The sequence below is a fragment of the Pseudomonas sp. BF-B-30 genome, from assembly GCF_019956305.1.
Taxonomy (GTDB): Bacteria; Pseudomonadota; Gammaproteobacteria; order Pseudomonadales; family Pseudomonadaceae; genus Aquipseudomonas; species Aquipseudomonas jessenii.
Map to the genome: position 1 here is coordinate 45,618 of NZ_JAHBDG010000031.1, position 11,885 is coordinate 57,502.

Here is an 11,885-nt window from a genome sequence, read left to right on the forward strand (position 1 = left end):
GCTCCCACAGGGGAACGCATTCCAATGTGGGAGCGGGCTTGCTCGCGAAGAGGCCGGCCTAGTCAGCGAAGAGTTATCAGGCTGCCCCCCGCAGATGCTCAAACAACATCCGGCTCACCGGCGACAACAAAGCTTCATCGCGCACCACCAGAATCAACGCCCGGTCCGACCATTCGTCCGTCAGCGGCACCGCGTGCAAACCCAGTGCCCGGCCAAACAATTCATAAGCCTTGTGCGGCAAAATGCCGATGCCCATATTGGCCTGGATCATCCGACACATCGCATCAAACCCCGGCACATGAATACGAACCCGCAGTACCTTGCCGGCCTGGCGCGCCGCCGTGTGGGTACGCATGTTGATCGAACTGGCGGCATGCAACCCAACGTAATCACTGTCCAGCGTGTCGGCGAACGCCACGCTGGACCGACTCGCCAATGGATGGTGCGACGGCATCAACACCACCAGTTTGTCCTGGCGATACAGCACGCTGTGCAGGCCCTTGATGTCACTGTCGATGGAACAGATCCCGAGGTCGGCCACGCCGTCGAGCACACCCTGAATCACCCCGGCGCTGGGGCGTTCTTCGAGGTCGGTCTTGACCTGTGGGTGACGCTCGGAAAAATCCCGCAGGTCCTCAGGCAAAAACTGAATGATCGCCGACAGGTTGGCGAGCATCCGCACGTAGCCGCGCACACCGTGGCTGTGCTCGCCCAGTTCAAGTCCCATTTTCTCGACGTTGAACAACATCTGCCGGGCATGGTGCAGCAGGGTTTCACCGGCCGGCGTCAGGGACATGCCCTTGGCCTGGCGCACGAACAGGCTGATGCCCAACGCCTCCTCCAGCTCCATCAAACGCTTGCTCGCCGCCGAGACGGCAATCGCTTCGCGCGCCGCTGCACGGGTCAACGTGCCCTCTTCGTGCACGGCGACGAACAGTTGCAGGGTGATCAGGTCGAGACGGCGGATCAGGCTTTTTTGCAGCATCGGGTACTCGGCGAAGTCGGCTCAGGCGAAGTCGCAGCATAGCGTTCTTCGCCCACGTCGTGCCGTGGTCCAGGCACCGGTCGTGATAAAGTCGCGGCCCACAGACCTTTTGCCGTGAGACGAAGACCGCAATGACCGATTTCCAGGATGTCGATGCTCAACTTGAAGACTGGAACGCCTTGCGCAGCACCACTTCGTTCAGTGGCTTGCTGGTGGGCAACGGTGCCAGTCGCGCGGTGTGGGACGATTTCGGCTACGAGTCGCTGTTCGAAAACGCCCGCACCGTTGAAGAAAAACCCCTGAGCCCGTCCGAGTTGAGCGTGTTCGATGCGATGCAGACCCGCAGTTTCGAGCAGGTACTGAGCGCCTTGAAAACCACCAGCCGGGTCAACAAGGCCCTGGCTGTCAGCTCCGCCGCCCCGCGCAATCGCTACTACGCGATCAAGGAAGCGCTGATCAACACCGTGCACGCAGTGCATATCCCGTGGCGGCTGGTAGTGCCTTCGACGCTGGCGACGATCAATCAGGAGCTGGCCAGCTACCGCACGGTGTTCACCACCAATTACGACCTGCTCAACTACTGGGCGGTGCAACACCAACCTGAGGCGATCAGCGATCTGTTCCAGGGCGCCGAGCCCGGTTTCGACCTGAGCGACACGGCCACCGATAAAACCCGTTTGCTGTACCTGCACGGCGGTCTGCATCTGGTGCGCAACCAGGACGGTACGGCGCGCAAGCTGATGTCGACCGAGGGCACGTTGCTGGGCAATTTCGCCATCAACAACACGATCAAGACCCTCGACGACGTGCCGCTGTTCGTCAATGAAGGCCCGAGTGCGGACAAGCTCAAGACCATTCGCAGTTCGGATTACCTGTCGTTCTGCTACGAGCAATTACTCGGTCACGGCCAGGCGCTGTGCATCTTCGGCCATGCGCTGGGGGAGCAGGACAGCCACATCATCAATGCCTTGCGCCTGGCGAAACCGCAGGTGGTGGCGATCTCGATTTACCCGCGCAGCAAGGCGTTCATCCAGCACCAGAAGCGGCATTACGCGAAGGTGTTTGAGGGGACGGGTATGGAGTTGAGGTTTTTTGATTCGAAGAGCCACGCGTTGGGTGGCACGAAGTTATCGGTTCCAGTCGAAGTTTAGTACTGGCCGACCTGGCGCTTTCGCGAGCAAGCCCGCTCCCACAGGTGACAGGGTTTCTACAGGAGAAATGCAGTCAAATGTGGGAGCGGGCTTGCTCGCGAAGCTTTTGCAGTCAACTCATTCTTCAGTGCTGTGCACCACCACCAGCAACTGCGCCTGCACCTCGCCCACCGAACGAATCCGGTGCGGCTTTTGCGCATTGAAATGCAACGCATCGCCACGATCGAGCAGCACGCGCTCGTTCATGAAGTCCACCTCCACCCGCCCTTCGTGGACGAATAAAAACTCCTCGCCCAAATGCTCCTTGAAGGTCTTGTCGGTGAACTCGGCCGGCGGGTAGATGATGAACGGCAGCAGGCTGCGTTCGCTGACCTGATGGGCCAGCACCGCGTAACCCGAATTGTTGTCACTGACGCCCAAGGGTTGCCGTTCGTGGCTGCGCACCAGGCTGTAGCTGTCGAGGCTGACGTTGTCTTCAGAGAACAGTTCCTCGACCTTCACATTCAGCGCCCTGGCCAGTTTCAGGGCCGCAGCAATCGACGGCGTGTTCAACCCACGCTCGACTTTCGACAGGTAACTCTTGGTCATGCCGGATTGTTCGGCCAGGGTTTCCAACGTCACGCCAAGTTTTTTTCTGAGTAATTTCAAACGGATAGACATGTAGAGCGATTTATCCATCAAGGAGGCAACGATTTGTCCTTGCCAATGACACAATGTGTCATATAGCCTCTTTAGTGTCATTTGCACTCACCGACGACTTTGCGAGGAACCGGTGAACGGCAAACCCGACGTCCATTGAATCACCCAAAGGACACCGATATGGCCAAGACATTAGCACTGCCCAAAGAGCAACTGGTCAAGCACGCGCTGAACCAAATGCAAAATACCCTGGCGGATAATACGTGGACCGCCCGGCAAAAGCTGGCCCTGACCTGCCGCATCCTGTTCGAGCATGGTCACGATTCCGGCCTTGCCGGACAAATCACCGCCCGTGGTCCGCAACCCGGCACTTACTACACTCAACAACTGGGCCTGGGTTTCGACGAAATCACTGCGAGCAACCTGCTGCTGGTCAACGAGGACCTGGAGGTGCTCGAAGGCCACGGCATGCCCAACCCGGCCAATCGTTTTCACAGTTGGGTGTACCGCGCCCGAGCGGATGTGAACTGCATCATTCACACCCATCCGACCCACGTTGCAGCCTTGTCGATGCTGGAAGTGCCGTTGCAGATTTCCCACATGGACCTCTGCCCGCTCTATGACGACTGCGCGTTTCTCGAAGGCTGGCCGGGCGTGCCGGTGGGCAACGAGGAAGGCGAGCTGATTGCCGGGGCACTGGGCGACAAACGGGCGATCCTGCTTTCGCACCATGGCCAATTGTCCACCGGCGATACCATCGAGGAAGCCTGTGTCATCGCGCAACTGATCGAACGCGCCGCAAAACTGCAACTGCTGGCGATGAGCGCCGGGACCATCAAGCCGATCATTCCCGAACTGGGCCGTGAAGCCCACGACTGGATTGCCCGGCCCAAGCGGCATGCCGCCGCTTTCAACTACTACGCCCGGCAGATCCTGCGCCAACACGCCGATTGCCTGAACTGAACCCATCGATCGAACGGAGAGACACCATGTCCACCGCAAACATTCACGGCATCATCGGCTACACCATCACCCCTTTCACCCCCCACGGCGAGGGCGTTGACCTGGATGCCCTCGGGCGCTCCATCGACCGACTGATCGAGGGTGGCGTACACGCCATCGCACCGCTGGGCAGCACCGGTGAAGGTGCCTACTTGAGCGATGCAGAGTGGGATCAGGTCAGCGAGTTCAGCATCAGGCACGTGGCCAGGCGCGTGCCGACCGTCGTCAGCGTGTCCGACCTGACCACCGCTAAAGCGGTGCGTCGCGCGCGTTTCGCCGAAGCTCAAGGCGCCGATGTGGTGATGGTGCTGCCCACGTCCTACTGGAAACTCAGCGAAGCGGAAATCCTCGCCCATTACCGCGCCATCGGCGACAGCATCGGCGTGCCGATCATGCTCTACAACAACCCGGCCACCAGCGGCACCGACATGTCGGTGGACCTGATCCTGCGCATCGTCAACGCCGTGGAAAACGTGACCATGGTCAAGGAGAGCACCGGCGACATCCAGCGCATGCATCAACTGCAACGTCTCGGCGAAGGCCAGGTGCCGTTCTACAACGGCTGCAATCCGTTGGCCCTGGAGGCCTTCGCCGCCGGCGCAAAAGGCTGGTGCACCGCTGCGCCGAACCTGATCCCGCAGCTCAACCTGGATTTGTACGAAGCAGTGCTGGCCAACGATTTGCGCAAGGCACGCGAACTGTTCTATCGCCAGTTGCCGCTGCTGGACTTCATCCTCAAGGGTGGCTTGCCGGCAACGATCAAGGCGGGTTTGCGGGCGACGGGCCTGGAGGTGGGGGATCCGCGGCTGCCGGTGTTTGCGTTGAGTGAGGCAGGTTGTGGTCAGTTGCAAGGGCTGCTGAACGCCTTGCGCTGACTTCCTGCCATACACAAAACCACAATGTGGGAGCGGGCTTGCTCGCGAAGACGGTGGAACATTCAATAGACAGGTTGAATGTGACGGCCTCTTCGCGAGCAAGCCCGCTCCCACAGGGGATGAGTGTTGATCTCAAAGCACCGGCAACGTCTTGTCCTTGACCACCTTGGACGAACCGTTGGCCTTCACGCTGGCGATGCCTTTCTCCATGGCGGCATCGGAGGAATAGGCCTCGCTGCTGCCGATGATCTCGTGGTTGCCCGCCTTCAGGTTGAAATACGGGTGGCCATCCTTGGTGATTTTCTTCTCGTAACGCTCATCCAGCGGGCTGTTGGCCTGGACCGAGGCAATGCCTTTGTCGGCGGCGGCGTGGGTGGTGTACAGCTCGCTGGTCAGAATGGTCTCGGCGTTGGCCGCCTTGAGGACAAACCTGAACTGACCATTGCTGCTTTTGCTCACTTCATACCATCCGGACATGCTCTTTCTCCTTGGCGATTGAAAGGTTGCGCGCTTCACAGTAAAGACCAGCCTCGGGTTTCTGTCGCCTGCTCTGGCCCCTTCGCGAGCAAGCCCGCTCCCACAGTAGATTTGTGTACACCCAACCATTGTGGGAGCGGGCTTGCTCGCGAAGCGGTCGACGCAATGTCGGCTATTTCACCGCAGCCCGCACCACCGACAACTCCGGCACCTGAGTCCGACGCTGACTCAGATACCGCGTACAACTCACCCGCAGGAACGAAGCGAAATTGACCACTTCGCCGCGATAGTCCATCACCTCTTCATACAGCTTGGCGATCAACTGGTTGGTGGTCATGCCGTCGACCTCGGCGATTTCGCTGAGGATGTCCCAGAACTGATTCTCCAGCCGCAAGGTGGTGACCACCCCGCAGATGCGCAGCGAGCGGGAGCGCGATTCGTAGAGTATCGGGTCGGCTTTGACGTACAGCTCGCACATGGGCATGCCCCTCTTTACAGCGTGATTTTAGTACCCAGCAACCCCAGGAAACCGGCCAGCCAGTTCGGATGCGCAGGCCAGGCCGGAGCCGTGGCCAGATTGCCCTGGACATGGCCGTCCGTCACCGGAATATCGATATACGTACCGCCCGCCAGCCGCACTTCCGGAGCGCAGGCCGGGTAAGCGCTGCATTCACGACCTTCGAGAACACCTGCTGCCGCCAGCAACTGCGCGCCATGGCACACGGCAGCGATCGGCTTGCCAGCCTTGTCGAACGCACGCACCAGTTCCAGGACTTTTTCGTTCAGGCGCAGGTACTCCGGCGCACGGCCGCCCGGAATCAGCACCGCGTCATAATCGGCGGCGTTGACCTTGGCGAAATCGAAGTTCAGGGCAAACAGGTGACCGGGTTTTTCACTGTAGGTCTGGTCGCCTTCAAAGTCATGGATCGCCGTGCGCACGGTCTGGCCGGCAGCCTTGTCCGGGCAAACGGCGTGCACCGTGTGGCCGACCATCAGCAACGCCTGGAACGGCACCATCACTTCATAGTCTTCGACGTAATCACCGACCAGCATCAGAATTTTTTTCGCAGCCATGGGGAGGACTCCTCTGGAAGTGGGCGTGCAGGAGTATTCAAGGTAGTCCTTATCCGTGGGGGTGGGTAATAACCTGCTACTACGGCGTTATCGTTCTTCGCGAGCAAGCCCGCTCCCACATTGGAATGCGTTTCCCCTGTGGGAGCGGGCTTGCTCGCGAAGAGGCCCGCAAACTGTACGGATAAGTCTGTGCCTAGCTGTAACAGCGGAAAACCCAAGGTTTATGGCTATATGGAGCCTTACCCCATCACACCATATTCTGGTTGCCATCATGTCTTCGCGCGAAAACACCGGCATGGCCCTGGGCCTGCTCGGCGTTGTGATCTTCAGCCTCACCCTGCCCTTCACGCGGATCGTCGTGCAGGAACTCCACCCGCTGCTCAATGGCCTGGGCCGGGCACTGTTTGCAGCGGTTCCGGCGGCGTTGCTGTTGCTGTGGCACCGGGAAAAATGGCCGACCTGGAAGCAGGTCAAAGGCCTGACGCTGGTGATGGCCGGGGTGATCCTCGGTTTCCCGGTATTGTCGGCCTGGGCCATGCAAACCTTGCCGGCGTCCCACGGTGCGCTGGTCAACGGTTTGCAGCCGCTGTGCGTGGCGCTGTACGCCGCGTGGTTGTCCCATGAGCGGCCTTCGAAAGCCTTCTGGGCCTGCGCCGCATTGGGCAGTGCGCTAGTGCTCGGTTATGCACTGATCAGCGGTGCCGGCAGCATTCAGGCCGGTGACTTGCTGATGCTCGGCGCCATTGCAGTGGGCGGATTGGGTTACGCCGAGGGAGGCCGGCTGGCCAGGGAGATGGGCGGCTGGCAGGTGATCTGCTGGGCGCTGGTGCTGTCGACGCCGCTGCTGATCGGCCCGGTGGTGTATCTGGCACTGCAACATCAGGGCGAGATTTCCGCCAAGACCTGGTGGGCCTTCGGATATGTCTCGCTGTTTTCGCAGTTCATCGGTTTCTTTGCCTGGTACGCCGGACTGGCCATGGGTGGCATTGCCCGGGTCAGCCAGATCCAGTTGCTGCAGATCTTCTTCACCATCGCCTTCTCGGCGCTGTTCTTCGGTGAACATGTGGAGCCGATTACCTGGCTGTTTGCCGGCGGGGTGATCGTGACGGTGATGCTCGGGCGCAAGACAGCGATCAAACCCAATCCTGTGGGAGCGAGCTTGCTCGCGATGGGGACATCACATTCAACATCTCTATCGACTGTAAATCCGCCATCGCGAGCAAGCTCGCTCCCACAGGATCAGAGGTAACCGTCGGAGCGCAGCAGGGTTTCCAGGCAATGCTCGCTGATGTGATAGAAATCCTTCAGCTCCTGAATCTTCGCCAGCAACTGAGCCGGGTCCACTGGTTCTGCGCGTTTGACCGCCAGGATCATCTTGTTCTTGTTGGTGTGGTCCAGAGAGATGAACTCGAACACCTTGGTCTCATAGCCGCAGGCCTCAAGGAACAACGCGCGCAAACTGTCGGTGACCATCTCGGCCTGCTGGCCCAGGTGCAAGCCGTATTGCAGCATCGGCTTGAGCAGCGCCGGGCTCTGGATTTGCAGGCGGATCTGTTTGTGGCAGCACGGCGAGCACATGATGATCGCCGCGCCGGAACGGATGCCGGTGTGGATCGCATAGTCGGTGGCGATATCGCAGGCATGCAGGGCGATCATCACGTCCAGCTCGCTCGGCGCCACGCTGCGCACGTCACCGCACTTGAACACCAGGCCGGGGTGTTCAAGCCTGGCGGCGGCGGTGTTGCACAGGGTGACCATGTCTTCACGCAGCTCGACGCCGGTCACCTCGCCTTCGGCCTTCAAGGTGTTGCGCAGGTAATCGTGGATGGCGAAGGTCAGGTAGCCCTTGCCCGACCCGAAGTCCGCCACACGCACCGGCTTGTCCAGCGCCAGGGGGGACGACGTCAGCGCATGGCTGAACACTTCGATGAACTTGTTGATCTGCTTCCACTTGCGCGACATCGCCGGGATCAGCTCGTGCTTGCTGTTGGTCACACCGAGGTCGGCGAGAAACGGCCGACTCAGGTCAAGAAAACGGTTTTTCTCACGGTTGTGCTCGGCCGATGGCACTTCGCGCAATTGCTGAGGTTGGCTCTTGAACAGCGATGACTTGCCTTTTTTGCTGTATTCGAGCTGGGCTTCGTCGGTCAACGACAACAAATGCGCATTTTTGAACGACGCCGGTAGCAGCCCGGCAATGCTCGCCACGCCTTCGACCAGCGGCAGGTTCTTGGTGATATCGCGGGTCTTGTAGCGGTAGACAAAAGACAGGCAAGGCTGCGCCTTGACCGTCACCGGCTTGATGATGATCCGCTGCAGGTCCGTTTCATCACCCACGTACTTGGCCAGCACCAGTTTGATGAATGCGTTGTGCTCGAGGCTCGACTGCAGCAGGTCGATGAACTGGGCGTGATGATCCGGCGCGAGGCTGGCGGGAGTGGCGGTAACGGACATGGAAAAACGGCCTCGGCAATACGAATCTGGAGATGCCGGGTATTTTAGGGGGGACGAGGGTTTTGGGCACGGGGTAATTTTGCGCCAGGTCCCGTTCCCGCCGATCGGGACCTGAATTCAACCGTCGCTACCTCATGGCTCCACCAGTCGAAGTTTGCGATTGGTCGGCGAGTTGATGACGAACTTGACGATCAACCCTACCGGCACCGCCCACGTCAGACCGTTGACCGGATCAGTGACCACGGCGACAGTTTCGGAACTTGCAGCCAGATCCAGACGTCGGCGATCGTTGCTGGATTTGAGTAACCCATATGCATGGCTGACCAGCCGCTCCGCCTGGTGCATCGGCATATCCAGACTCTGCAAATGCCTCACCGCACGGCAGAACAGCACTTGATCATCAATCACACCCTCGCCTTCATGACGGGTCAGAAACGCCTGCGCTATGGCCAATAGCTCCTCATTCAAATGGGCCTGTTCATCAACCTCCTTCATGCTCAAGACTCCTGTTGCGCTTGCGCCGCCGGAGCACTCTCGGCGACAGGCCGTGCGGCGCGGCGCAAGTCAGGTCCGGCGCACGGCAGGTGCACGGCCGGATTGGGCATGCCACTGGGGGAAAGCTCATGGGTCATTTCGAACTCGGCCCGTACCGACCAGCCACAGGCCTCCGACGTACATTGCAGGTATGCCACCCGCAGGAAGATATGCCGCCCTTCGCTGGTACGTATGCGCATCCGGCTCAAGCAGTGCGGGCACACCATCTTGTAAGTACTCATACATGCTTCCCTTGGGCCATCCGGTGGTAATCGAATTGATCAAACGCAATACTGTTTGAAACACAATTGGTGAAAGACAGGTGCTGCAAATAACGTCCGCCAGACAAAAGGAAGTGCAACGGGTGGACACGTAATAGATACGAGCCAAGCTCGTAGGAAATCACCCTGATACCATTAGGAAGTTTCGACATCGTATTCTTCTGATTCATAGTTGACGATTGATTACTTACAAGAAAAAAAGTACTCATTACGCATACGTTAAGCACTCAAAAAGCATATGTCAAAAGGAAGAGGCTCAAATTGCGTAGCAAAAAATCACAAGCTGTTTTGGCCCGCCTGAAGCAAATCACGGGTACAAAAACTGACGCATCCCTGTCTTCTGCGCTACAGATCAGCCCCCAAACACTCAGCAGCTGGAAAGGCCGCGACAGCACGCCATACTCATTATGCGTAGATATTGCACAGACTCGCGGCATCTCCCTTGACTGGTTGCTGCTGGGCGAGGGCCCCATGCTGCGGCAGCCCCATGTCAACGCTCCTGCAAATGTTGCGGAAACTGCAACAACGCAGGAAAGCACCATCCTTTCGCTGTGGCGATTGCTTGATGAGGATGACCGCTGTGCAATACAAAACGCATTGGAGGAAAAGCGACGCCTGCGGGATCTGGAAACACAACTTTCGGAAATGGCCACTATCCTGGCCTCACTTGGACACTCAAACAAAACCTGATTTGAAGTCCGACGTTTCAATGCTTGAAGGCATGCCACAAAACAATAATGTTGCCACTACTGCGAACAATCATTACGCATGAAAAAACACTCACCGCTGCATGCCATGGGCTAACCGGCAGGAATGTCAGCAATACATCGATGCCGGCAAGGCAGAACACTGCGCCAAGCAAGCTGATCAATATCCTGTCGCACCAGTGGTAACGTTGTTCGTCGCGCTGGTAACACGCCAGCCTGAACGCACTGACCAGGTGAGCCACGCCCGTCCCCCACACCAGAGCCGCCATCTCAAAGGTCATTGCCCTCGCCCTCTGAGATGACGAAGGATGTCACCGAGGCCGGCGCCATCGATCCACTGCATGAGCTTGATGCTGATGGGAATGACCAGCAACGCGCACAGAAAGGCCGTCACACCGGCTGTCAGAAAAGGCGCCAGTGGCTGGGCGACCGGGACAAACAGGTAACCGACACCCGCCGACAACAGCCAGGAACCGATGCGTTGCCAGGCCTTGAAGTTGCCGCGAGTGGTCGTGACCAACCACGCGCCAAGCGTCGCGCCGAACAGGGCTTCTCCATCGATAGCCGGCAACGTCGCAATACCCAACCCCACCATGAGCCCGCTGATACTGTTATAGGTCGAATCAGTCAGGCTCATGGGTATCTCGCGACTGCAATGGCTCAACAGTGATGGCTCCCGACTTCAGCGCCTTGAACACGGCAGCGTTGCGAGATCTGACGGCGAACTTGCGGCGGATATTGGAAAAGTGGAAGTTGATGGTGGATTCCGAGCAACTCTGAATCCTGGCGATCTCCCAGGACGTCTTGCCTTTAAGGCACCACTCCAGGGCTTGTGTCTCTTTCGTTGTCAGTTGCACCAGCGGAGTAAGCATTGCGCTACCGGGTGCATCCTCCACCAAGGTCTCCAGCGTTTGTTGCGTTTTCATAAGAACTCCCTCTACACAGAACGCCCATCGCAGGGCGTGCACCATGAGAGAGATGTTGAAGACAAGCTCCCCGCCGGACAACGTTCGGGAACTGTGTCGCGGCGCATTACAAAAGCAGATGAAGCCCTGGCTTAACCCAGCACCACCAGACGATTCGGCAGCTCGTTGCGCACATGGGTCACCGGCACATGTACCTTGAGCAACTCGCCACAGGCCTCGACGCAACTGACAAAGCCCTGCAGCGTCTGCCCCTGTTTCACCTGCTGGGTGAACGTCGCGACGATCGCATCCCAGTTCTTGTTGTCCAGGCGACTGGAAATCCCTTCATCCACCAGGATCTCCACGTAACGCTCGGCCTCGGAAACGAAAATCAGCATGCCGGTGCTGCCCTCGGTGTGGTGCAGGTTCTGCTCCAGGAACTGCCGGCGCGCCAGGTTCGAGGCGCGCCAGTGGCGCACCGAGCGCGGGATCAGATGGGTGGTTACTTTCGGCAGGCGGAACACCAGGCAAAGCACGATGAAGATGGCCCATTGCACCATCAGCAGGCTGTGCATGGTCAGCCAGCCGGTGAGGTAATGCACGATGCCTGGCACCAGTAGCGCCAGCAGGCTGGCCCACAGCAAGGGGATGTACGCATAGTCGTCGGCGCGGGCTGCGAGTACTGTCACCAGTTCTGCGTCTGTCTCGCGCTCGACCCGGGCAATGGCCTCGGCCACCTTGCGTTGTTCGTGTTCAGTCAGTAATGCCATGTCGTGAAGTGCCTGTCTATTATACACATCT

Annotated in this window: 17 protein-coding genes; 5 read left to right on the top strand and 12 right to left on the bottom strand. The window is 59.0% G+C overall.

Going from position 1 to position 11,885, the window contains the following annotated elements; translation table 11 throughout:
- Positions 1-76 precede the first annotated feature (76 nt).
- Positions 77-985, bottom strand: coding sequence for a LysR family transcriptional regulator (locus KGB29_RS16890; RefSeq protein ID WP_154946604.1), 909 nt, complete (start codon positions 983-985; stop codon positions 77-79).
- 131 nt (positions 986-1,116) lie between these two features.
- On the opposite strand from KGB29_RS16890, the gene KGB29_RS16895 reads away from it, so the two are divergent.
- On the top strand, positions 1,117-2,136 hold the full coding sequence (locus tag KGB29_RS16895; RefSeq protein ID WP_223473771.1) for a DUF4917 family protein: 1,020 nt from the start codon (positions 1,117-1,119) through the stop codon (positions 2,134-2,136).
- Positions 2,137-2,253: 117 nt separating this feature from the next.
- Here KGB29_RS16895 and KGB29_RS16900 read toward each other — a convergent pair whose 3' ends face one another.
- Positions 2,254-2,796 carry a helix-turn-helix domain-containing protein gene (locus KGB29_RS16900; protein WP_057716658.1) on the bottom strand — a complete coding sequence of 181 codons (543 nt, stop codon included), beginning with the start codon at positions 2,794-2,796 and terminating at the stop codon, positions 2,254-2,256.
- A gap of 159 nt (positions 2,797-2,955) precedes the next feature.
- On the opposite strand from KGB29_RS16900, the gene KGB29_RS16905 reads away from it, so the two are divergent.
- Together KGB29_RS16905 and KGB29_RS16910 are read left to right on the top strand one after the other, a co-directional pair.
- Positions 2,956-3,738, top strand: coding sequence for an aldolase (locus KGB29_RS16905; RefSeq protein WP_154861779.1), 783 nt, complete (start codon positions 2,956-2,958; stop codon positions 3,736-3,738).
- Positions 3,739-3,764: 26 nt separating this feature from the next.
- On the top strand, positions 3,765-4,652 hold the full coding sequence (locus KGB29_RS16910; RefSeq protein WP_154946606.1) for a dihydrodipicolinate synthase family protein: 888 nt from the start codon (positions 3,765-3,767) through the stop codon (positions 4,650-4,652).
- 132 nt (positions 4,653-4,784) lie between these two features.
- Here the strand turns inward: KGB29_RS16910 and KGB29_RS16915 are convergent, their stop codons facing one another.
- The 3 genes from KGB29_RS16915 to KGB29_RS16925 form a co-directional block, all read right to left on the bottom strand.
- Positions 4,785-5,129 carry a YegP family protein gene (locus KGB29_RS16915; protein WP_150814255.1) on the bottom strand — a complete coding sequence of 115 codons (345 nt, stop codon included), beginning with the start codon at positions 5,127-5,129 and terminating at the stop codon, positions 4,785-4,787.
- A gap of 172 nt (positions 5,130-5,301) precedes the next feature.
- On the bottom strand, positions 5,302-5,607 hold the full coding sequence (locus tag KGB29_RS16920; RefSeq protein ID WP_150814253.1) for a ribbon-helix-helix domain-containing protein: 306 nt from the start codon (positions 5,605-5,607) through the stop codon (positions 5,302-5,304).
- Between the two features lie 14 nt (positions 5,608-5,621).
- On the bottom strand, positions 5,622-6,203 hold the full coding sequence (locus tag KGB29_RS16925) for a DJ-1/PfpI family protein (protein ID WP_008051822.1): 582 nt from the start codon (positions 6,201-6,203) through the stop codon (positions 5,622-5,624).
- Between the two features lie 271 nt (positions 6,204-6,474).
- Here KGB29_RS16925 and KGB29_RS16930 point away from each other — a divergent pair, with 271 nt between their 5' ends.
- On the top strand, positions 6,475-7,452 hold the full coding sequence (locus tag KGB29_RS16930; protein ID WP_102672086.1) for a DMT family transporter: 978 nt from the start codon (positions 6,475-6,477) through the stop codon (positions 7,450-7,452).
- On the opposite strand, the gene KGB29_RS16935 is transcribed toward KGB29_RS16930, so the two are convergent.
- The 3 genes from KGB29_RS16935 to KGB29_RS16945 all read right to left on the bottom strand — a co-directional run bounded on the left by KGB29_RS16935 (position 7,443) and on the right by KGB29_RS16945 (position 9,433).
- Positions 7,443-8,657, bottom strand: a complete 1,215-nt coding sequence (locus KGB29_RS16935) for a class I SAM-dependent methyltransferase (RefSeq protein ID WP_154946607.1) — start codon at positions 8,655-8,657, stop codon at positions 7,443-7,445. The two genes, KGB29_RS16930 and KGB29_RS16935, sit on opposite strands and share 10 nt — an antisense overlap.
- A gap of 132 nt (positions 8,658-8,789) precedes the next feature.
- Entirely contained in the window at positions 8,790-9,152 is a 363-nt protein-coding gene (locus KGB29_RS16940) for a hypothetical protein (protein ID WP_057716059.1), read from the bottom strand.
- 2 nt (positions 9,153-9,154) lie between these two features.
- On the bottom strand, positions 9,155-9,433 hold the full coding sequence (locus KGB29_RS16945) for an ogr/Delta-like zinc finger family protein (RefSeq protein WP_090453593.1): 279 nt from the start codon (positions 9,431-9,433) through the stop codon (positions 9,155-9,157).
- Between the two features lie 300 nt (positions 9,434-9,733).
- On the opposite strand from KGB29_RS16945, the gene KGB29_RS16950 reads away from it, so the two are divergent.
- A complete protein-coding gene (locus KGB29_RS16950) occupies positions 9,734-10,162 on the top strand; it encodes a helix-turn-helix domain-containing protein (protein ID WP_102672093.1) in 429 nt (142 codons plus the stop codon).
- Between the two features lie 16 nt (positions 10,163-10,178).
- On the opposite strand, the gene KGB29_RS16955 is transcribed toward KGB29_RS16950, so the two are convergent.
- The 4 genes from KGB29_RS16955 to KGB29_RS16970 all read right to left on the bottom strand — a co-directional run bounded on the left by KGB29_RS16955 (position 10,179) and on the right by KGB29_RS16970 (position 11,854).
- Positions 10,179-10,460 carry a phage holin family protein gene (locus tag KGB29_RS16955; protein ID WP_154861783.1) on the bottom strand — a complete coding sequence of 94 codons (282 nt, stop codon included), beginning with the start codon at positions 10,458-10,460 and terminating at the stop codon, positions 10,179-10,181.
- Positions 10,457-10,816 carry a putative holin gene (locus KGB29_RS16960; protein WP_057716063.1) on the bottom strand — a complete coding sequence of 120 codons (360 nt, stop codon included), beginning with the start codon at positions 10,814-10,816 and terminating at the stop codon, positions 10,457-10,459. Before KGB29_RS16960 ends, KGB29_RS16955 begins: the two co-directional genes overlap by 4 nt.
- Positions 10,803-11,105 carry a helix-turn-helix domain-containing protein gene (locus KGB29_RS16965; protein WP_057716064.1) on the bottom strand — a complete coding sequence of 101 codons (303 nt, stop codon included), beginning with the start codon at positions 11,103-11,105 and terminating at the stop codon, positions 10,803-10,805. The genes KGB29_RS16960 and KGB29_RS16965 overlap by 14 nt, the downstream gene beginning before the upstream one ends.
- Before the next feature lie 131 nt (positions 11,106-11,236).
- A complete protein-coding gene (locus KGB29_RS16970; RefSeq protein ID WP_057716065.1) occupies positions 11,237-11,854 on the bottom strand; it encodes a TPM domain-containing protein in 618 nt (205 codons plus the stop codon).
- Positions 11,855-11,885 lie beyond the last annotated feature (31 nt).